Here is a 20,134-nt window from a genome sequence, read left to right on the forward strand (position 1 = left end):
TTGGCATGTCGCTCACACTGCCCAGCGAGCTTGTCTGGGTGCTCGACCTCCTTGGCTATTCCTGGCCCGAGGTCGATGAAGAAGCACTTCATGAGGTCGCGGAGACTTGGCGGAATTTCGGGTCCGAACTCCAAGGGATCCAGGCGCAGGGAGAACGCTTCGCCGGCACCGTCATCGCGAGCAATATGGGCTCGGCCGTCGACGGATTCACCAAGGCCTGGGGTGCCTATACGGGCGCGAACGGCGAGGACAGGTACATCCCGGACGCGCAGACCGCGTGCGAAGTGATCGCTCTCGCCTTCGACGCGGCCGCGGTGGCGGTCCTCACGGCGAAGCTGGCCGTGATCGCGCAGCTCATCGCTCTGGCCGTGGAGATCATCGCGGCGCAGGCGGCGGCGCCCTTCACCTTCGGGCTCTCCGAGATCGGCGGACTGGGCGCGACGCAGGCCGCACGCGTGGTCGTCCGGGAGCTGCTGGAGCAGCTCAAGAAGGAGGTCATGGAGGCGATCACCAAGGCCATGGAGCACGCTTCCATGGACGCGCTCAAGAAGATCGCCAAGGAGCAGCTGGAGAAGGTCACCAAGGAGAAGGTCAAGCAGTACGCGAAGGATCAGCTGGAGAAGGTCACCAAGGAGAAGGTCAAGCAGTACGCGAAGGATCAGATCAAGGAGCAGGCCAAGCAGTTCGTCCAGGAGAAGGTGGTCGACGCCGCCAAGGACAAGGCCAAAGAGGCCGCGATCGGTATGGCGCAGAACATCGGTCAGCAGAGCATCGAGACCTACTTCGACGCGCGGTCGGGCATCGACCTCGGAGAGACGGCGGACGTCGCCAAGACGGCTGCCGGCGAGTACGTGGACGACCTCGAGAACGAGGCCACCGGGGGCGAAGGGTCGACCTTCGCCGACTACCCGGACGTGTCGGGGCACGTCGACAACGCCGTGGACAGCGCGACGGAGAAGGTCACCGGGACGATCGGGGATCGCGCACAGCGGGGTCTCGACGCGCTGACCGGACATGGTGCCCGCTCGACGGAGGGGGCCGGTGACGCTACGGACACCGACTCCGGTACGGGTTCCGGCTCCTCGCGTACCGCGCAGGCGTCCAACAGGGCCCCTGTCACCGCCTCCGCAGCCGGAACCGTAGGCACCGCTGGGGGCGCGCGGGATTGGGCTCGAAGCGAGTTCGGCTGACACCGGCGCCGCTTCTCACCGGGTGCACCGGGTGCACCCGGTGCACCGGATTGACGGCTCTACGCGTGATCCCGCGGTCGCCGCGTTCCCCGACATCAATGCCTTTTCGCCTTCAACGCCCTTACGACTTCACCGCTTTCACCGTCGACAGAGTCGACAGGAAGGACGTGCCGGACCCATGACCGCGAACCGGGAGATCCAGGACGAGGAGCTCATGGGGGTCGCCCAGGACCCCGACCAGGCCGTGCGGCTGGCCCGCTCCCTGCGCACCATCGCCGACGCGACCTCGCTCGACCCGACCCTGCGTGACATGGCGCGTGCGGTGTTGATCGGCCGCGTCGACGTCAAGGACGCCTTCCAGGACCCCCGCTACACCGAGGCCGTCTACCAGCGGCTCCACGAGATCCGTCGGGCCGCCGACAACCAGACGTACGCCGAACGCCAGCAGTCCAAGGCTCAGTTCGCGGACTGGGACGCACGGCAGCAGGCGGAGCTGGCTCGCGAACGTGCCGAGCGAGACGAGCCGGTGGGCGTCTCCGGCCGGGGAGAGCGGCTGTTCGGTGCTGAGGCTCAGCGCTGAGCCTTGGGGGCGAGGGTCCGGGGGCGGACTGCCCTCTACCGGGCGTGCCGGACAGGCGTGCCCAAGGGTCCTCCCCCGACCCCCGTTCCTCAGCGGGAGGCGCCGCGCGTGCGCTCCCGGTGTCCCTTGCGGTCCGGAACGCCCATGTAGCCGGCCTGACGCTCGATCTCGCCGAACCACAGCTGTGGCACCTGCTGCTGGATCGCCGTGACCACTGCCACCCGGGAACTGGCAGGGACGGGCAGGCGGTAGCGCAGCCGCGGGAGAGTGGGCTGCAGTGGTTCCTCGTCGCGGACCAGGGGCCACAGAACCGGGTCGTCGCGGTCGATGGGGGTGTTGGGGCACAGCTCGATGGAGTACATCCGCACGCCGCGCTTGCCGACCTTGCACCAGTACAACCCGACCCCGGCCAGGCCCTGCCAAGGGACAACGTTCTGAGCCTTGCCGTTGCCGACCCACAGCCCCGTCTCATCCACGCTCACGCTGGACCGGCGAGCCGCCCAGGTGGTGATCAGGCTGGTGACGCCGATGAAGCCCATGAACAGCCCGATGACGATTCCCCCGATGCCCTTGGGGCTCGGCCCAGCGTCCCCGAGTCCGGCGGTCACCACTATGCCGCCCAACAGAACGAGGGCACTGAGCGCCGTGAGCACGAACCCGAGGGGGATCATCCGCCGCGAGGCTCGCTGACCGGTGGGCACGACAGTGGCGGAGGGGGAGGGGGAGAGTTCGTCGGAAAACGGCATGGTGCGAAGTGTAGGGAACATGTCCACGTCTCAGCGGGCCGGTGTTGACGGCCAAGCGTCGACCAGGGCTCGTGGAGGGGCGGCGGACGACGGATGGTGGACGGCGGACCGGGGGACGCCGGTCAGCGGACGGCGGACGGCGCCCGGCGGCGAAATACGAGCCGAACCTCAGACCTTTGCGAAGCACAACGTCTAGTTGAGCTTCTGGCCAGTGCTTTGCTGAATGCCGCAGTCGTACTCCGACGAGCAGCGCATCTCCTTGCCGGGAATCAACTCGCCGTCAGGGCAGGTCAGACGAAGTAGCTGACCAGGAACGACCCCCCGGCTCCGACAAGCCCCACACCCAGCATCCCGATCACGATCGCACGCGTCACTCCCCGTCCCGCCGCCTCCCATGCCGCGTCGAACGAGATGCGGCTCTGGCCGAACGGCGCGTAACCGGTGGCGAGGCAGAAGACGCCGAGCCCCGTGAGGACCCAGCCGCCGAAGAAGGCGCTGAAGAAGCGCCAGGCGCGGTCCGTACCGCTCTGGACGTAGTCGCCGTCCACGGAGGTACCCGTCGTGGCCGCGCTCGTCTGCTGCACGGAGAGTTCGGTGCCCGGCGCGTACCGCTGTCTGACCTGCACCGCCGCTCCCGCGTCCGTGCTCTTGCCGTCGTCGGACACGAAGCTGCCCTCACAGCGGATGGGGCGTCGGTTCTTGCGGTGGCTGCGGGAGGCGTTGTTCGGGTAGCTCACCTCGCACTGCTTCACGGTCAGCGTGCCGTGCGTGCCCGCCCAACCCGCCAGGTACGCCCCCTCGTACGCGCCCCACCCGCTCAGGGCGAGGCCGGCGAGGAGGAAGAGCACGCCGCCCGCGCGCCCGAGGCGGCCGAAGGCTCTGCCGACGAGACCTGTAAGGGAACGGTCGACACCTTTGCCTTGTGCTGTGCCCTGCGTCTGAGCCATGACAATGAGGTCCTTCTCCTCGTCGGCCGATGGGGGGTCAGCATGGCATCCGTGTATGACGGGAGATACTTCGGGTGTCCGAGAGACAAGGGCAGCGAGGAGAAGCGACATGACCAGGCGACCCGCGAACTCAACGAATCCGCAGGGCTCTTCGCAGGAGCCCGGTGTGCTGGACGAGGCGCTCGAACCGGAACAGATACGTTCTCTCAACTCCGCCCTGCACAAGCTGTCCGAGACCGACGGTGTCGGCAAGGACATGCAGGAGGCGGCGAAGAGGCTGCTGTCCGGCCGGCTCGCCCTGCGCAGCGCCCTGGACGACCCCACGGTGGCCCACGCCCTGGGCGAGGGGCTGGGGTCCCTGCGCGGCCAGTGGGAGTCGCTCTCCGAGGAGGAGCGCGAGCAGATCAGGCACGGGGAGGCGCTGACGAGCGGTGACCCCTCCTCCGGGCAGTCCGACCCGAGGAGGGCGGAGGGTCAGTCCCCGCAGCCCGGGAAGAAGGGCCAGGCGCGGCACAGCGGTGGGTTCTCGCTGTACTGATGCGGGGTCGGCCCTGCCCGGTCAGAACAGCCCGTGCCACATCTGCTCGACGATCAGCGACCACCATGTGTCCGGGTTGCCCAGCGACGAGGGATCGATGGCGGCGAGCTGCTCCTGCAGGGCAGCCACCGCCGCTCCCGCCGCGGCCGGGTCCAGGCCCTGCATCCGCTGCCGAGTGGTGGAGAGCAGGGCCAGACAGCGGGCGAACGCGGCGGCCGAGACGTTGATGTAGCGGGCGTCGGCGGTGACCGGGTCCACCGCCCACAGCGCGCCGAGGCCGTCCGGTTCCGTCGTACCGGGCAGGCACTGCACCGCGACCACCGCGACCCCGTCGAACCCGATCCGCACCAGATGGGCCAGGGCGCCGATCTTCTCCTCGCCGGCCTGGCTGCGGCGCTCGCGCAGATTCGTGGCGACGTCGGTGAACAGGCCGCCGGCCGGAGGCGCGTCGGGCCGGTCGGCGGTGAAGAAGAGCGGCAGGTCGGCGGGGAGCCCTGCCCAGGTGAGCGTCGCCTTGGTGGTCTCGGGCAGCGGGCTCTCGGCGATGTCGTCGGCGGCGTGGCGACGTACGCCGTCCTGGCCGAAGACCTCCACGAGATGGTGGCCGAGGGCCACGTCACGCATCGGCTCCGCGAGCCTCACATGCGCGGGGACGGGGAGGCGGTGCGGGTGGGGCGGCGGCTGCTGACCGGCCATCCGGTGCATGATCTCGACCTGCTCGACCAGGGCGGCGATGCCCTCAGCGCGGTCCTCGGGACGGGCGCCGTAGTTCTGCGAGCAGGAGAGTTCGGCGTTGCGGAACTGATTGAGGAGCTCGGCGGTGTAGCCGCCGGGGAGCAGGCTGGGACGCAGGTCGGTGTGGATCGCGAGAACACTGCTCTGGGGGACGTTCATGCGCCGCAGCTCGGCCCAGGCCTGGTACTCGGCGGGAGGCAGGCCCGGACCGGAGGTGCGGAAGAGGGTGGTCTCCTCGCCGTTGGCCGGGTCGGTGTAGGTGATGACGGCGGTGTTGCCGGGACCGGTGACCGGACGGGCGTCCCCCGCCGCTGCCCCGCCCTGCGCGCCGCCGCCGTGCTTCTGCTGGTACATCCGTACGACCTCCTCGACCGGCGCCGAAGGCCAGACCGTCAGTTCGCCGGTACGGCGGTCGACGACCCCGCACGCGTCGCCGACCTCGGCGGGCGGGCGGCGCTCCCCGGTCACCGGGTCGTGTTCGGCGGCTTCGAGCGCGGCCCACACGACCCACCCCAGATCGAACTCCCGCATCCTGACCTCACGACGCGGCGCCGCCGAGCCTTCCGGGTTGAGCCAACGGTCGGCGATGGCGAGCGCCTGCTCCTGGCTGGTCACGGCGAAGGCTCCTTGGAGGTCGAGATCGAGTTCGAGTTCGAGGTCGATCGAGGGTGGAGGGAAGGAAGCGGGGAGAAGAGGGGAGGGCGGAGGACGGCTGCGTATGTCCTACGAGGCTATCGTCGCGGCCGCCGGGCGGATGTGGAGGGCCTTCGCCCCGCGCTCGGTGGCGACGACGAGGACGCCGTCAGGGGAGAGGTCGGCAGCGGTGAAGGGCGTGTCGGAGATCAGCGCGGCCACGACCTCCCCGCTCGCCCGATCCCAGACGCGCAGATAGTCGGCGCCCCGGCTGAGCCCCAGTGGGGCGGCGGCCCGTTCGTCCTCGGACGGGCGCAGGATCTGCCCGGGATCGATGTCGGCGAGGGGGTGGGGCCGGACGAGATCGTGCACGAGTACGGCGGAGCGGCCGCGGTTCGCCGTCTCGTCCGTCTCGTCGGCTTCGCCGACCCCGTCCGAGCCGCCGACCCCGTCCGAGTCGCCGGTCCCGTCCGCGCCGCTGATCTCGCCGGTCGCGCTCATCTCGATCTCCCCCATCCCCCCGACCGGACGCGCACCAGGAGTGTCCGCAGGTACGACAAGGACGGCGACGGGCGTGGTCGGCCCCTCGGGACGGGGGAGGCTACCGACGGTTACGGCGCTGACCCCGGCGACGGGCAGGCTCCACAGCGTCCGCCAGGGCAGCTCGAAGCCGAGCCGGTGGACGGCGTCGGCGTACTCGGGCAGCCCGTCTTCGACGAACGCGGTCTCGAGCAGGGCGGCGCGCAGCGCAGGCGGTACCTGGGTGCGCGTCAGCAGGGGAGCCGTACGCAGATACGTACGGGCCGGAGCGCCCAGTGCCTCCACGGGTACGGCCTCGATGGCGGCACGCAGTGACACCGGGTCGGCGTGCACGAACAACCCGGGGTCCGTGAGGAGTTGGGGCAGCAGGCCCGCCTCCAGGGTGTGACCGGCGATGTGGTTGCGTACGTACGGGTCGGCCCTGCTCCAGTCCTGCCCCGGCACGGCCTCCAGCAGCGCCATCGCGATCCGCGTCTGAGCCGCGCGGACGTTCGGCAGGCCGGCGCGGATCTCGTCGCCGATGGCGGGGTGCAGCAGCCGGAGCAGCATCCGTCCGCCGCCTTGCTCCTCCTCCGCCCGCTGCTCCTCGGGCTGTACGAAGGGCCCGGCGAGCAGCATCCCACCGGCGATGGCCTGACTCATGTCCTGTTCCGCGACCGCGCTCGCCAGCCGCCCCCACAGAGAAACGGGTATGCCCTCGGTCTCGGCCAGGGCGAGCGGAGCCAGCATCAGCCGTAGCGTCTGCGGATCGGCCCCGACCCGCCTGGCATGCAGGTCGAGAGCCTCACCGACGGAGGTCGGCAACCATCCCTCGTCGGCGGGATCGAAGCCCTCAGGCGCCATCAAGACACCCTGGACGGCGAGTTGAACGACCAGCGGACTCGTCCCCGCCCGGCGGCCGATGGCCGCGCCGAGGGCCAGGCGTGCGGCGGGATCGACCGTGAACGGCAGCTCGGGCGCTCCGAACTCCGGATTCAGCGCCGCCTGGGCGTGCAGCACCAGGACCGCCGGGTCGGCCCACTCCGGCTCGTCGAGATCGATGATCTGTACGGTGCCGGGCGCGAGGCCAGTCGCCAGTTCGACGGCCAGCGGACGCGGCAGCTCGGCCAGAAGTCGTACGGTCCCGGTGGCGGCGAGGGGCGCGAGCACCTCGCGTACAAGCCGCGCCGGCTCGCCTGCGGCCCGTACCGGACCGGCCCGGTCGACATCCGGCACGACGACCGTCACCGGCTCGTCGAGTGCCGCCAGCTCGGCGAACACGCCCTGCGTGCTCGTGGCGTCCAGCTCGTAGTGGTCGGCGAGCAGCCACAGCGCCTGCGCGGCGGTCAGCCCGTCGGGGGCAGGCACGGCCGGGGCCGGAAGTTCCGGGGGTACCGTCGACGGATCCATCGCGTCCAACGGCAGTTGCTTGCGGAACTCCGGCTCGCACAGCATCAGGAAGCCGGTGAGCAGCCGCGAGCGCCCGCTGCCGGAATCGCCGGTGACCACGACCACGCGCGGCGCGTCGGGCGCGGCCCTGCGCCACGCGGCGACCGCGCGCAGGGCGGCGGTCCGGCCGCCTATGTGGGGGTGCGGTGCGTAGTCCTCGGTCGAGCCGCTCATGGTTCCCCGTTCCCCGTCCTTCGCCTTCACGGTCGTATGTGCGTACGACGCCGATCTGGCCTCGATCCGGCCTCGATCTTAGGTGCCGACAAGGGCTATGCGTTCGGCTGCTGCGCCTGACGCTGACGGCGGTACAGGGCGATCGCGGCTTCCGTCGGGAAGTTGGGGACGGTCACGGTCTCACCGGTGTCCTTGGCGACCACGATCTTGCTGCCACCCGGTGACGAGGGCTGCGGCCGGCCTTCGGCGTCCGTGGTGGGCGGGAAGGTCGCGTACACCAGATAGCCGATGTCGAACTCGTGGACGTTCAGGGCGGCCGGGGTGCCGTCGGGCAGCTTCGGCTGGGCGTAGCGGCTGCGGACGATGGCGAGGGCTTCCTCGGGGGTGGTGGGGGGAGCCGCCGGGGTGTCCGGGGTCATGGAACGGGTCTCCTTGTCGTGGTGGTCGTATCGGGGCCGCTCATCCGCGAGTTCGCCCCGCGGCTGATGGCTGATGGCTGATGGCTGATGGCTGACGGCTGATGGCTGACGGCTGTCCAGGAACGGACAGGTGCTTGGGACGGTATCCCGAACCGGCGTCGGCCGACATGCCGGTGCCGTGCGAGGACTGTGTGGCCAGTCGGCTCTCGCAGGTCTCCGGCGGGGCCCGCCCGTAGACGGCGGGCCGGCGGAACTCCCCCTGTCACCATGCTCGTGGTGGCACGGGGGCTCTGGCGTGCCTGTGCCGTTCCGTGGTGTGCCCACGGATGCGCGTGTGCTTAGAGATAGGAGAAGTTGTCCTGGTCGAGTACGTGTCCCCAGGTCTGGGTTGCTGCGGCGGCCGGGTCGAGGGCGGAGAGCCATGTGGTGAGTTCGGGGAGCAGGTCGCACGGCATCGAGTCCAGCGAACGATTGGACCGTCGCAGGTGGGTGATCGAGAGGACGATGTCCTGGCTGACCGGCTACCGCAGACTCAGCCCCCGCTGCGAGCGCCCGTCCCCGCAACTACCTGGCCATTCCCGGTCTCGCCGCAGCTCTCTGCTGCTACAAGCGACTCGTGCGCCTCACCACATAGGACACGGTCTGAGTGACTGTGACCGGTGCGACGCCGGGCTCGGGGGCGCCGGTTCCTCGCGCGGCACGCACCATGAGCACTTCTCAGACGGGCAGCGCACCCTTGAAGCGTGAGTTGAGGGCTGCCGGGTGGGTGGTTGCCAGCCAGCCGTGGCCTTGTGTCCCGCTCGCCGGCATGAAGCCCACATCGACGGAGAGGTGACGAGCGGCCACGTTCGCGTCGGTCACACCATCCCCATCGGCCTGCGACGGGTCGATCCAGACCCTTCCTTCGATGTAGTCGAGTTCGAAGGGCAGGGGCTCTCCTTCCCACTCGGGATCTCCCCAGGTGGCGTGGCGGCGCACCAAGACGCCGTCTCGGGCGACACACCAGACGTGTGCGTCGTGGAACGTGTCGACGGAGTAGAAGTGGGCTTCGCCGCACTGCTCGCTTGCTTTCTCGGCCACGTATTCGCCTCCGAGATCGTCCAGGAACGAGTTTCCATACAGGAGGCGCCAGTTCCTGAATCCGGGTGTGATGAAGACGCGATGGGCCGTCTCGTCCTCACCGCGGGACGCCTCGACGGCAATTGAGTCGTGTGCGGACGTGGCTTCGGTTGCGGCCAGCCCCATGACGACGGTGGCTGCCCGGAGGTCGTGCAACCCGAGCCCCGCTACGACGGCGTCGAGCCGGTCCGCCGGGAAGGCCAGCCAACGGCTTTCCGGCGGCAGCGTCACCGGACGTTCGGACAGCAACTTGATCCGCACGAGCCGCTCGACGGCTCGGCGGTCAGCCTCGTCCAGTGCTTGTTCGCCAGACGAGTCGGCGATGACGCGCAGAGCCACGCTCCGCAGGCGTCCGGGGCCATTGCGCCGGATCTCTCTCAGTCGTTGTACCGCCTCGTCGCCCAACCGACTCAGAACGGACTCGGCGCGCAGGTATCGACTGTCCCGTGGTCCGAGGCGAAGGATGGGCAGCAGGTGGTCCACGACCTGGGCGCCGAGCGCCACCAAGCTGTCCTCTGCGGCGGCCCGACGACTGCGGTCCTCATCATTGAGATCGTGTACTAGAGAGTCGATGGTGTCAGGCATGGGCACAGCCTAGTGATCCTTGGGGCGCTGGCGAGCAGCTACCCCTTGAGTCTGTCCGGTGGTGACGAGTCGTCAATTGATCAAACCGGGGCGCAACTTACCCCAAATTCCATCGAGTGCTTCCATGTGTCGATTCATTTCAGCAGTCATTGCTAGTTCTTCTTTGGTTTTGGTGGCTTTTCGGATTGCGTCCTGTTCGTTGGCGACCTCGTTCCTCAGACGGTCCCTGGCTGCTCCCGTGGTCAAGTCGCTGATGTCTTTGAGGTTCTTTGGGAGGGCTGGCGAGTTTGGAATCAGTCGTTCACGCGTACGGCGTTCCAATTCTTCCTTGACTTTTTGATCCGACAGTTCATCAACTGCCGCCAGTGCCTTGGCCTTGTCCTGGATCATGGCCCCGCGCACGTGCACACCGGCCGGGTCCTGCCGATAGGTGGCACTGTAATGAATGGGAACGCCCGCAAGCCTTTTATCGAGGAGTACTTCCGAGCACTTCGCGTGCCCTTTTCCTTCGCCGCACGGTTCGCGTTCGGTGTAGAGCCCAAGGGGTTTGTACTGGGAGCCGTCCGGATCGACGCGCTTCAGCCAATCCATCAGGTGCTTCTCCGAGTGGCGGGGGCTTACGCCCGGCGTGTTGGCGGGAACGGACGAATCCACGATGTAGGTGACCTCGTGGTGTGGTGGAGGCCCCTCCACCTCGAGAACGGCGAAGTTCTTGTCAGTGAAGTCGGGGCCGTTTTTCCTCAGTGCCTTTGCTTCATCCTCCGGGAGTTTCTTGTACTCGGCGGATCGAAACAGCTTGTTGACTGCCATTCGATGTAGTCGCACACCGAGAGATTGCTTCGACATTTTGCCCCCCCGATCCTTTGTGCCTGGCGCTGGTTCGGACTCGCCCGGCTGACGGTAGGGGTGGGTGACAGACTCAGGGTTGCGGCCGACACTGTGCTGCTGGTGGAAGGAGAGGCTAAGTCTCGCCAGTGAGGCCACGACGGCCTGTTGCTCACCGCGCGAGAGCCGGTCGAAGCCGTCGAGGTGGTTACTCAGCTGCTCTCTGGTGAAGCGGCGCATGCCATTGAGGTCGTCAGGGTGTGGCTTGGCGCCAGAGGTCACTTGAAGTACGTGTGCGAGTTCACCTGAATCGGTCCACCTTTGAAGTTGGTGATGAACCCGGTCCAACTCGACGCGATGGACGTCCCGCTGCTCACGCAGCCTTTGCTGCAGCGCGTCGGGCTGGATGCCGTACTCCCTGGACTGCGCGGCTTCGGGGTGCTCATGGGTGCGTGACACGTCACTCTCTGGACCGTCGCGTGTGACGGAGTGACTGTCCCCTGAGGTATCGCTCGTGCCTCGGTCGTGGGGATTGGTATATGCGTGGTCGCTGGTCTTCTTCGTGTCCGTGACTTCAGTGGAGTCGACCGACTTTTTCCCGTTCTCAGGCTCGTGCCCGGTGGGCTCGCGGGGGGATCGGTGGCTCGGGGCGATCGATGGCTCGTTGGTTGTGGCGTGCCGCGTTGCCGACGTGCCCCGATCGGTCGTCGGGTCACTCGGTGCCGCATGGGACGCGCGATGTGCGGCGTCGGTCGTTACGGGGCGGTCGTCGGTGTTGCTGGGGCGCTCGGTCGGTGAAGAGCGCTGGTGTTCAGGGGTTGGGTCGCCGGCATGGGGGGTGGGGGTGTGGGTCTCGTCGGTTTGGGTGCCGGCGTGTGACGGCTGTACGGCGTCGTGTGCAGGCGGGGTGAGCCTGTCGCTCTCCGTCCGGTTCTTGTTCTCATCGGTGGTGTGCGGGGACCCGGAGTCCGGCTCCGCTGTGGCTTCGGACGGATGGCGTGTTGAGGGGCCGTCGGTCTTCGACGTGTCCGTGTGGGCAGGGCCCGGCTCGGCGTGCGACGGGCTTTCCCCGTTGTGGTTCTCCCCGTTGTGGTTGTCGGACTCGGTGTGGGGTGGGTTGTGCGGGGCGGTTTCGGCTTCCGAGTGGGGGGTGTTCTCTTCGGGGGCCTTCTTCGAGGGCTCGTCTGACGAGTTTTCCGGCTCGGGGGACTTGTTGTTCTCGTGGGGGGAGTTGTCGGACTCCTGGTGCAGGGTGCCGGTTCCCTCTTGGGGGTTGTTCGAGTCGTGGTGAGAGGCGCCGGTTTCCGGAGGGGGGGTGGGGTGGATCGGGTTGCGGTTGGCGTCCAGGGGGATGTGCCAGACGTGTTCCGCGTTGGGGATGTGGAGGGGCTGGTGGCTGACCTCTCCGCTCTGGGTGTCGATCCAGATGATGTTGCCGTGGTGGTTGACGGCGTTGAAGGCGTGGCCGCTTCCGCCCGGCCAGTCGACCTGGACGATGGCCGCGGCGCCGTGGCCGGCTTGCTGGAGGTCCGACGCGATGCGGTTGGGGGTTTCGGGGTCGCTGCCGGTTCCGGCGTAGGTATGCGCGGCGCCTGACCACCGGATCTGGTTCGTGTTCGCGTCGTGCTCGGGGGACCAGGGGTCGAGGTTGCCGTGTTGGTCGACGTCGAGGGTGCGAGGCGCTGAGACCTGGGGGTTTCCGTACCAGGTCTCCAGGAAGGAGCGGGAGCAGTCGGCGCAGTTGTTGCTGCGGCCGGGGACCTGGTTGCCGCCGTCGTTCTGGAGTTGGGACCAGTGGCCGAAGGGGTCCGGGAAGCGTTGCGGGGTGCCGTCGGGTTCGTGCGGCACCGCGTTGACCAGCGCCTGCTGGTCCTGGGGGTGTGGTTCGGTCAGGCCGCCGGGATAGTGGTCCAGGCCGTTGCGGATGGTGTCCAGGCTCTCCTGGTGCGGGTGCTGCTTGGGGGGCGTGCCCGGTTCGGTGTGCGGCGCGCCCGGTGGCTGCGGCGTCGCGGGGCCCGCGTGCGACGGCGGGGTGGAGGGCGTCGCGGCAGGGGTGACGGTGTGGATCGGGACGGGCGTCACATGGTCGTGCTGCCGGTCGTGGTCTCGGGGCTTGCCCGTGCCGGCTTCGGACGGCTGTGACGTGTGGTGCTGTGAGGCCGGCTGGTGCGGGGCGTTCGGGTGCGGAGGGGTGCCGGGTGCCGTGCCTGCGGGCTGGTTCGGCTTGTTGGGGGTGGGGCGGGGGCCCGGCTGGCTCTGAGTGCCGGGCGTGCCGGAGCCACGGGGGGTCTGGGTGGGGCCGGGCTGTGGCGAGGAGTTCGGCGTCTGGGCGTTGCCGTTCGCGTTCGGGCTTCGCTCCGGCCCGGTGCCGGTGCTTGTGCTGCTCGAGGTGGGGGGCGGGGGCGTCTGGTTCGCGGTTCGATTCGTGGGCGCGTTCGGGTCCGCGTTCGAGTTCCGGTTCGGGCTCGGGTCCGAGTTCGGGCTCTGGGTTCTGGTGGGGGTGCGGGTGTCGGTCGCGTCCGAGGTGTTCCGGGGTGCAGAGCGGTCGCCCGATGTGGTGCGGTCCTCTGGGGTGATGTTTCGAGGTGTGGTGCGTTCCTCCGTCCGCGGCGTGACGCGTTCGTCGGTGCGCGGGGTCGTTCGTTCGTCTGTGCGGGGCGTGGCCCGGTCGTCCGTGCGGGGAGCCGTTCGCTCGTCTGTCCGGGGCGTGGTGCGCTCGTCTGTGCGCGGGGCCGTTCGTTCGTCGGTTGGGGGTGTGGTGCGGTCGTCGGTGCGGGGAGCCGTTCGTTCGTCGGTGTGGGGCCTGGCGCGTTCGTCTGTGCGCGGGGTCGCTCGCTCGTCTGTCCGAGGCGTGGTGCGGTCGTCCGTGCGGGGAGCCGTTCGCTCCTCGGTGGTGCTCCGGAGCGGCGTTCGGTCGCCCGGTGTGGTGCCGGGAGTGTCGCGAGGTGTCGTGCGTCCGGGTGGGGTGTCCCGCGGTGCGGTCCGGTTGTCCGAGGCCGTGCCAGGGGTGCGCTGCGTCGGGATGCGGCCGTCTGCCGTACCACCGGGCGTGCGTCCGTCCCTCGTACCCGATGCCCGGCCGTCGCCCGCGCCGGCTGCCCGGCCGTCACCCACACCGGTTGCTCGGCCGTCGCTCGCTCCGGATGTTCGGCCGTCGCCCGTGCCGGATATTCGTCCGCCCCCCGCGCCGGATATGAGGCCGCCGCCCGCGCCGGAGGTACGGGCCTCCGGCGTCGCGGTTCGGGGTGTCCGGGGCGCGGCCGAGGACGTGGGGCTCGGGGTGGACGCGGGGCCTGTTCCCGTTGCGGAAGGGGCGGAGGGAGGATTCCTCGTCGGGGCGGATGAGGGGGTCGGGCTCGTGGGGCCTGCCGAGGAGGACGTGGTGCCGGGTGTGCTTGCCGTCGGGCGCGGGCCCGGGCCGCCGGCCGTGCTGGGCGGAGGCGTGGGCGAGGTCGGCATGGCCGGGCCGCCGTCCGCGCGGCTTCCGGTTCCGCCGGGGGAGTGGTCGGTGGGCGTCGGCGTGGGGGAGGCGTGCGACTGGGTGGGGACGCTGGCGGCCAGGCTGTCGATCGACGTGCCGATGCCACCGCCCGACGAGGGCGCGGCACCGTCGGACGACGCATGGGCGGGTGCGGCGTGCGGGGCCGGTGCGGAGAGACCGGAGACGGAGGAGTGGCCCGTGCCGGTGGGCGCGGACGTGCTCGGAGCTCCGGACGAGACGTCGGTGTTCGGCGCACTGTGCGAGGTTCCGCTGGGCGTGGGGTCGTCGAAGTCCGACAGTGACGGTGTGTGCCGTGGGGAGGTTATGTCCGGGGAGGAAGGATTCGGCGACCCGGAACCCGCATCGGAGCCGGAATCAGAACCGGAGTGCGAACCGGAGTCCGAGCCGGGGCCCACACCCACATCCGGCGTGTGAACATCGGTGCGCCCGGTGTCGGCGGAGATGTCGCTGCCTATGTTCCTCCCCGGACCCGAATCCGTGCTCGTACCCGAATCCGCGCTGTCCGAGTGCCCCCTCGTGGCCGAGTGCGTCGACGACGAGGAGTCGGACGAGGACCCCGAGTCCGTGTCCGAGTCCGACGACGACCTCGACGACGACCTCGACGACGAGCTGGAGTCCCCGTCACCGCCGTCCTCCCCGCGTCCGCCGTCCCCGCCGTCGCCGTGATCCGTCCCCGACGTGTGGTGGCCGTCGATGCGGCTGTCGATGGCGTGGTGGAAGCGGTGCCCGGCCTTCTGGCCCAGGTTGTCGCGTACGCCCTCGGCCAGGGTCTGGGGGGTCTGCTTGATGGCCTGCCAGCCGGCGTCCTTGCCGGCCTTCACGGTCTGGCCGAGGTCGTAGCCCTGCTGTGCGCCGAAGCCGACGTTCACCGTCTGCCGGATGAGGTCGGTGATGATCGCCTCGATGGCCGAGATGGCGGGTTCCTTCAGCGCCTGGACGATCGACTCCACGAGCGCCTCTTTGAGCTCGTCGAGGAGGCGGCGCACGATCAGCCGGGTTACCTGCGTGGCGCCGAGCGCACCGGCCTCGGACAGACCGAAGGTGAAGGGCGCGGCGGCCTGGGCGGCGGCGATCTCGAAGGCCAGGGCGATCAGCTGGGCGATCACCGCCCATTTGGCGAATTCGACGATGTACGCGCAGGCTTCCAGCACGTTTGCGATGGTGTAGGCGGCCTCGGCCGCGTTCGCGAGGTAGCCGTCGGAGCCGTTGCCGCCGTCGAACTTGGCGTAGGCCTTGGTGAACGCGTCGATCGACTCGCCGGAGTTGTGGGCCACCACGGTCCGGGCACTGGCGTTCGCCGAGGCGTGCAGGTCGGTGACGTCGTCGCCGAACTTCCGCCACAGGGTGGCGCACTCCCTGAGCTTGTCCTCGTCCGCCGTCGGCCAGCGGTAGCCGAGCATCTGGAGAACCCATTCGAGCTCGTCCGGCAGCATCATCGACACAGCGCACACACCCCCGTCTGCGACCGGCTTCCAACTCCCCCACCCATCAAGGGAGATTGCGCGTGGAACAGCCGTAGGCACAGCTTACGTACTGGCCCGCAAGCAACTTCAGAGGATTGCTGTCACAAATCTGTTGCAGGCCGGGTGGCTTGACCACGGAGAATCAAGCCCCTTCGCCAGGCAGATCCAGCCGCCTCAGGGCTACGGATCAGCCCTCTTGGCGACGACGCATGTGGTGCGGCCCCGTCGGCATCTCCACCTGGCCGTCGTACCGAGACGTGATGCTCTGCCAGGTGGCGTACTGGTCGTCCTCGTTGCGCTCGTGCCGTACGCCCATCTCGGTGAAGGCCAGTCCCATCCCCGCAAGCCGTTGCGCCAGGCTGCCCATCGACTGGTACATGCCGTCGCGCAGGCCCTCGTAGGCGACGCCGAACTTCTCGCCGATGTCGTCGTCGCCCCACGGCGGGGTGCCGTTGCCGCCTTCGAGTGCGGTCAGCCCGTTCTGGAGGCTTTCCACCGCCTTGCCGAAGTTCTGGCCCACCGTGAACATGTTGTAGCCCTCGGCCTTGAGGACCGAGGGATCGGCGCGCAGCCCGTCGTCGGCCACAAGTGCCCCCCGTGATTCGGCATTTGTTCGACTGTTCGACGGACCACCCTAGCGGGCGGGCCGGGGCCGTACCCACCTCCGGCCCCTCATCCCCTCCAACCCCACACACGCCGAAGGGGCGGCACCCCTCGGGTGCCGCCCCTCCGATCGCCGTGCCGGGCCCGACGCGAGCTCAGAACCGGGCCGGGAGCCATCCGGTCTGGATCAGCTGACCCCCGCGCCGCCGCGTGTGGAAGTACCCGCGGCCGGGCGGCAGTTGCGACGGGGTGATGTTGCCGAGCAGCGCGCCCTCCGTGCGGTCGCCGGAGAGCACGATGCCCTGGGCGCCCAGTTCGCGCAGGCGCTGCATCACCGGCTCGTAGAGCGACCGGCTGGCACCGCCCGAGGACCGCGCGATGATGACCCGCAGGCCGATGTCACGGGCGAAGGGAAGGTACTCGAGCAGCGGGGCCAGCGGGTTCATGCCCGTCGCCACCAGGTCGTAGTCGTCGACGATGACGAACGCGTCCGGGCTGCTGTACCAGCTGCGGTTGCGCAGCTGCTCGGGCGTGACGTCCGGGCCCGGCATGCGACGGTGCATCGAGCCGGCCAGGCCCTCCAGCGTCTCGGCCAGGGCGGGCGCCGACGCGCAGTAGCGCGACAGATGCGACTCCGGGACGCCCTCCAGGTGGGCGCGCCGGTAGTCACCCATGACGATCTTCGCCTGGTCCGGGGCGTAGCGCTCGGTGATCTGCTTGATGAGCAGCCGCAGCATCGCCGACTTACCGGACTCGCTCTCACCGAACACGATGAAGTGCGGGTCCGTCTCGAAGTCGACGAAGACCGGTGCGAGCGACGACTCGTCGATGCCGATGGCGACACCGCGCTCCGGGTGCTCGTACCCCTTGGGCAGCCGGTCCGCCGGCATCTGGGTGGGCAGCAGCCGTACGGCCGGAGCGTGGCTGCCCTGCCAGTTGTCGTTGACGCCGCGCACGAGGATCGTCGTGGCCTCCGACAGGTCCTTCGTGTCCGAGGAGCCGTCGACACGGGGCAGCGCCGTCATGAAGTGCAGCTTGTCCAGGCTCAGGCCGCGGCCCGGCATGGTGCTGGGCACGTTCTGGGCGACCTTGCGGTCGATCTCCGACTCGGTCGGGTCGCCGAGCCGCAGCTCGATGCGGTTCTGCAGCATGTCCTTGAGCGCGGGCCGCACCTCGGTGTAGCGGCTGGCGGTCAGGATCACATGCACACCGAAGCCGAGGCCGCGCGTCGCGATGTCGGTGACGGCCGCCTCCAGCAGTTCGTAGTCCATCTTGAAGGTCGCCCAGCCGTCGATGACGAGGAAGACGTCACCCCAGGGCTGGTCGGGCAGCAGCCCCGCGGCCCTGCGCTGCCGGTAGGTCTGGATCGAGTCGATGTTGTTCGCGCGGAAGTACTCCTCGCGCGTGTTCAGGATGCCCTCGACCTCGCTGACCGTCCGGCGGACCTTCTCCGCGTCGAGCCGGTTGGCGACTCCGCCGACATGCGCCAGCTCCTCCATCGCGATCAGACCGCCACCGCCGAAGTCCAGGCAGTAGAACTGCACTTCGGTGGGTGTGTGGGTGAGCGCGAACGACGAGATGAGCGTGCGCAGCAGCGTCGACTTGCCGGACTGCGGACCGCCGATGAACAGACCGTGGCCCGCACCGCCGGAGAAGTCCCGGTACAGCACGTCGCGGCGCTGCTCGAACGGCTTGTCCACCAGACCGACCGGCACATTGAGCCGGCCGAGCGCCGTGTACTCGGGCGCGGTCAGGCCGCGCTCCGGGGTGACGGCCAGCTGGGGGAGCAGCTGCTCCAGCGAGGGCGCCTCCTCCAGCGGGGGCAGCCACACCTGGTGCGCGGGCGGTCCCTGGTTGACCATCCGGCCCACGATGACGTCCAGGACGGTGTCGGCGAGCGCGTCGTCCACGCCGCTGTCGGCCTCCGGCTCCTCGACCACCGGCTGCACGGGCAGCGCCACATGCTCCGCCGTGAACAGCGCGGGCCGCAGCTGGGTGGAGCGGTTCACCCGGGACGGGCCCTCGCCATGGTAGGCCCCCGACACATACGCGGCCTTGAAACGGACCATGGTGTCGGTGTCGTAGCGCAGATAGCCCGAGCCGGGGATCGACGGCAGGTGGTAGGCGTCCGGGACGCCGATCGCGGTACGGGACTCGGCGGCGGAGAAGGTGCGCAGACCGATCCGGTACGACAGATAGGTGTCCAGGCCGCGCAGCTTGCCCTCCTCAAGACGCTGCGAGGCCAGCAGCAGGTGCACACCCAGCGAACGGCCGATACGGCCGATCTGGATGAACATGTCGATGAAGTCGGGCTTGGCGGTGAGCAGTTCGGAGAACTCGTCGAGCACGATCACCAGCGAGGCCATCGGCTCCAGGGCCGCGCCCGCCGCCCGTGCCTTCTCGTAGTCGTGCAGGTTGGCGTAGTTGCCCGCCGTGCGGAGCAGTTCCTGACGCCGCTGCATCTCACCCGTGATCGCGTCACGCATACGGTCGACGAGCGTGAGATCGTCCGCGAGGTTGGTGATGACGGCCGCGGTGTGCGGCATGTCCGCCATGCCCGCGAAGGTCGCACCACCCTTGAAGTCCGCGAGGATGAAGTTCAGGGTCTCCGAGGAGTGCGTCACCGCGAGACCGAGCACCAGCGTCCGCAGCAGCTCCGACTTGCCGGAACCGGTCGCGCCGACGCACAGGCCGTGCGGGCCCATACCCTCCTGCGAGGCCTCCTTGAGGTCGAGCATGACCGGCTCGCCGTTCTCGCCGACACCGATCGGCACCCGCAGCCGCTCGTGCAGCGTGCGCGGCCGCCAGGTGCGCGAGACGTCGACGGAACCCGCGTCACCGATGCCCATGAGATCGGTGAAGTCCAGGTTGGACAGCAGGGGTTCGCCCTCCTCCGCGGTGCCCACCCGGAAGGGGGCGAGCTGCCGGGCCAGGGACTCGGCCTGTGCGGCGCTCAGCACATCGGGCTTGCCGGTGTACGCGGACTCGTGGCCCACGTACAGCCGCATGCTGTTCGGCCTCGCGTGGACCGTCAGACCGGCGCGCAGCTCCTCCTCCAGCTCCCCCGGGGCGATCTCCAGGAAGGTGACGCCCTGGAGCCCCTCGACGCTGGCGAGTTCGGAGTCCGGCGGCACCGTGCCGCCGTCGAGCACCACGATCAGATGCGGCTGGTCGTACACCGGGTTCGCGTCCCGGTTCCAGCGCGGCCGGTCCGTCAGCTGGTCGGCCAGCGCCTCCTCCAGCTCCCCGAGGTCGTCGAAGAGGAGCCGGGCCGAGCCCGCGCCGTCCTTGGCCTTCGGATGCTGGCTGTGCGGAAGCCATTTGATCCAGTCCCACTCGGCCGCCGCGGACGGATGCGCCACCACGGCGACCATCAGGTCCTCCGGCGAGTGCAGCGTCGTCAGCTGGGCCAGCGTGGCGCGGGCGTTGCCGTAGACCGTGTCGGTGTCTCCGCTCACCGTCACGTGGTAAAAGGCGCGCAGCGAGACCGAGACGGGCAGGTCGGACAGGCTGCCGTGCGCGTCGAGGAAGGCCTTCATGGCCGCCGCGGTCAGCGGCTCCAGCTCCTCCTTGGGCGCGGTCTCCGGGGCGACGAGCGGGGTGTTCAGCTGCTGGGCGCCACGGCCTATCCGGACGGAGGCGAAGTCCCCGTCGGTCGGGCGCCGCTCCCACAGCCGCCTGCCGTCGGCCGCCAGCGCCCACAACTGGTCCGGTTCGGGGTGCTGGAAGAGCTGGCTGCGCCGCTGGAGATCGGCGGTCTTGTGCACGTCCTTGCGGACCTGCTCCAGATAGCGGAAGTAGTCACGCCGGTCCTGGGCCATCCCCGCGCCGCCGCCCTGACGGGACTTGGTGAACTGGGCGATCGCCATGGCCAGGGTCGAGGCCAGCATCAGTCCGCCGACCACCCGCATATAGGACGGCAGACCCGGCATGAAGAAGAAGCCGACCGACCCCAGCATGCCCATCATGGGCAGCAGGGTCATCAGCATGCTCTCCTCGCCCTCGCGCGGGATCTCGGGGGGCGTCTCGAGTCTGACCTCGCCGTCCGGGACGACCGGAGGCGCTGTTCGCGGCGGCCGTTTGATGATGACGACGCTCACCGATGCA

At 69.4% G+C, this 20,134-nt stretch carries 15 protein-coding genes and 1 pseudogene; 7 read left to right on the forward strand and 9 right to left on the reverse strand.

The annotated features are described in order from the left end of the window. Nucleotides 1–5 precede the first annotated feature (5 nt). Together ACFYX0_RS32510 and ACFYX0_RS32515 are read left to right on the forward strand one after the other, a co-directional pair. Entirely contained in the window at nucleotides 6–1,190 is a 1,185-nt protein-coding gene (locus tag ACFYX0_RS32510; protein WP_388975636.1) for a PE-PGRS family protein, read from the forward strand. Between the two features lie 178 nt (nucleotides 1,191–1,368). Then, nucleotides 1,369–1,770 carry a hypothetical protein gene (locus ACFYX0_RS32515; protein ID WP_388975639.1) on the forward strand — a complete coding sequence of 134 codons (402 nt, stop codon included), beginning with the start codon at nucleotides 1,369–1,371 and terminating at the stop codon, nucleotides 1,768–1,770. A gap of 89 nt (nucleotides 1,771–1,859) precedes the next feature. Here the strand turns inward: ACFYX0_RS32515 and ACFYX0_RS32520 are convergent, their stop codons facing one another. Both ACFYX0_RS32520 and ACFYX0_RS32525 read right to left on the reverse strand, forming a co-directional pair. Then, entirely contained in the window at nucleotides 1,860–2,516 is a 657-nt protein-coding gene (locus ACFYX0_RS32520) for a hypothetical protein (RefSeq protein ID WP_388975642.1), read from the reverse strand. Between the two features lie 290 nt (nucleotides 2,517–2,806). After that, complete coding sequence (locus tag ACFYX0_RS32525; protein WP_388975645.1) at nucleotides 2,807–3,463, reverse strand: hypothetical protein; 657 nt, start codon at nucleotides 3,461–3,463, stop codon at nucleotides 2,807–2,809. A gap of 109 nt (nucleotides 3,464–3,572) precedes the next feature. On the opposite strand from ACFYX0_RS32525, the gene ACFYX0_RS32530 reads away from it, so the two are divergent. Beyond that, nucleotides 3,573–4,001 carry a hypothetical protein gene (locus ACFYX0_RS32530; protein WP_388975647.1) on the forward strand — a complete coding sequence of 143 codons (429 nt, stop codon included), beginning with the start codon at nucleotides 3,573–3,575 and terminating at the stop codon, nucleotides 3,999–4,001. A 21-nt stretch (nucleotides 4,002–4,022) separates the two neighbouring features. On the opposite strand, the gene ACFYX0_RS32535 is transcribed toward ACFYX0_RS32530, so the two are convergent. The 3 genes from ACFYX0_RS32535 to ACFYX0_RS32545 form a co-directional block, all read right to left on the reverse strand. After that, nucleotides 4,023–5,351 (reverse strand): SUKH-4 family immunity protein, encoded by a 1,329-nt coding sequence (locus tag ACFYX0_RS32535; protein ID WP_388975650.1) that lies wholly within the window; start codon nucleotides 5,349–5,351, stop codon nucleotides 4,023–4,025. A 108-nt stretch (nucleotides 5,352–5,459) separates the two neighbouring features. Further along, nucleotides 5,460–7,511: an ATP-binding protein gene (locus ACFYX0_RS32540; protein ID WP_388975653.1), complete on the reverse strand. Its 2,052-nt coding sequence runs from the start codon at nucleotides 7,509–7,511 to the stop codon at nucleotides 5,460–5,462. A gap of 95 nt (nucleotides 7,512–7,606) precedes the next feature. Beyond that, entirely contained in the window at nucleotides 7,607–7,930 is a 324-nt protein-coding gene (locus ACFYX0_RS32545) for a hypothetical protein (protein WP_388975656.1), read from the reverse strand. Nucleotides 7,931–8,380: 450 nt separating this feature from the next. Between ACFYX0_RS32545 and ACFYX0_RS32550 the strand changes: the two are divergent. Continuing rightward, nucleotides 8,381–8,564, forward strand: a pseudogene (locus tag ACFYX0_RS32550) (transposase); the annotation flags it as partial. 83 nt (nucleotides 8,565–8,647) lie between these two features. Here the strand turns inward: ACFYX0_RS32550 and ACFYX0_RS32555 are convergent. Both ACFYX0_RS32555 and ACFYX0_RS32560 read right to left on the reverse strand, forming a co-directional pair. Further along, nucleotides 8,648–9,634, reverse strand: coding sequence for a hypothetical protein (locus tag ACFYX0_RS32555; RefSeq protein ID WP_388975658.1), 987 nt, complete (start codon nucleotides 9,632–9,634; stop codon nucleotides 8,648–8,650). Nucleotides 9,635–9,706: 72 nt separating this feature from the next. Continuing rightward, nucleotides 9,707–12,541, reverse strand: a complete 2,835-nt coding sequence (locus tag ACFYX0_RS32560; RefSeq protein WP_388975661.1) for a toxin glutamine deamidase domain-containing protein — start codon at nucleotides 12,539–12,541, stop codon at nucleotides 9,707–9,709. Between the two features lie 1,276 nt (nucleotides 12,542–13,817). Here ACFYX0_RS32560 and ACFYX0_RS32565 point away from each other — a divergent pair. The 3 genes from ACFYX0_RS32565 (at nucleotide 13,818) to ACFYX0_RS32575 (ending at nucleotide 15,556) form a co-directional block, all read left to right on the forward strand. Beyond that, complete coding sequence (locus ACFYX0_RS32565) at nucleotides 13,818–14,375, forward strand: hypothetical protein (protein ID WP_388975663.1); 558 nt, start codon at nucleotides 13,818–13,820, stop codon at nucleotides 14,373–14,375. 63 nt (nucleotides 14,376–14,438) lie between these two features. Further along, nucleotides 14,439–14,627, forward strand: coding sequence for a hypothetical protein (locus ACFYX0_RS32570; RefSeq protein WP_388975665.1), 189 nt, complete (start codon nucleotides 14,439–14,441; stop codon nucleotides 14,625–14,627). A 17-nt stretch (nucleotides 14,628–14,644) separates the two neighbouring features. Next, entirely contained in the window at nucleotides 14,645–15,556 is a 912-nt protein-coding gene (locus ACFYX0_RS32575; RefSeq protein ID WP_388975668.1) for a hypothetical protein, read from the forward strand. Nucleotides 15,557–15,611: 55 nt separating this feature from the next. On the opposite strand, the gene ACFYX0_RS32580 is transcribed toward ACFYX0_RS32575, so the two are convergent. Together ACFYX0_RS32580 and eccCa are read right to left on the reverse strand one after the other, a co-directional pair. Next, nucleotides 15,612–16,010 (reverse strand): hypothetical protein, encoded by a 399-nt coding sequence (locus ACFYX0_RS32580; RefSeq protein ID WP_388975671.1) that lies wholly within the window; start codon nucleotides 16,008–16,010, stop codon nucleotides 15,612–15,614. Nucleotides 16,011–16,182: 172 nt separating this feature from the next. Continuing rightward, on the reverse strand, nucleotides 16,183–20,127 hold the full coding sequence (eccCa, locus tag ACFYX0_RS32585) for a type VII secretion protein EccCa (protein ID WP_388975674.1): 3,945 nt from the start codon (nucleotides 20,125–20,127) through the stop codon (nucleotides 16,183–16,185). Between the last annotated feature and the right edge of the window lie 7 nt (nucleotides 20,128–20,134).

Source organism: Streptomyces sp. NPDC002573, from assembly GCF_042889625.1.
GTDB lineage: Bacteria > Actinomycetota > Actinomycetes > Streptomycetales > Streptomycetaceae > Streptomyces > Streptomyces gibsoniae.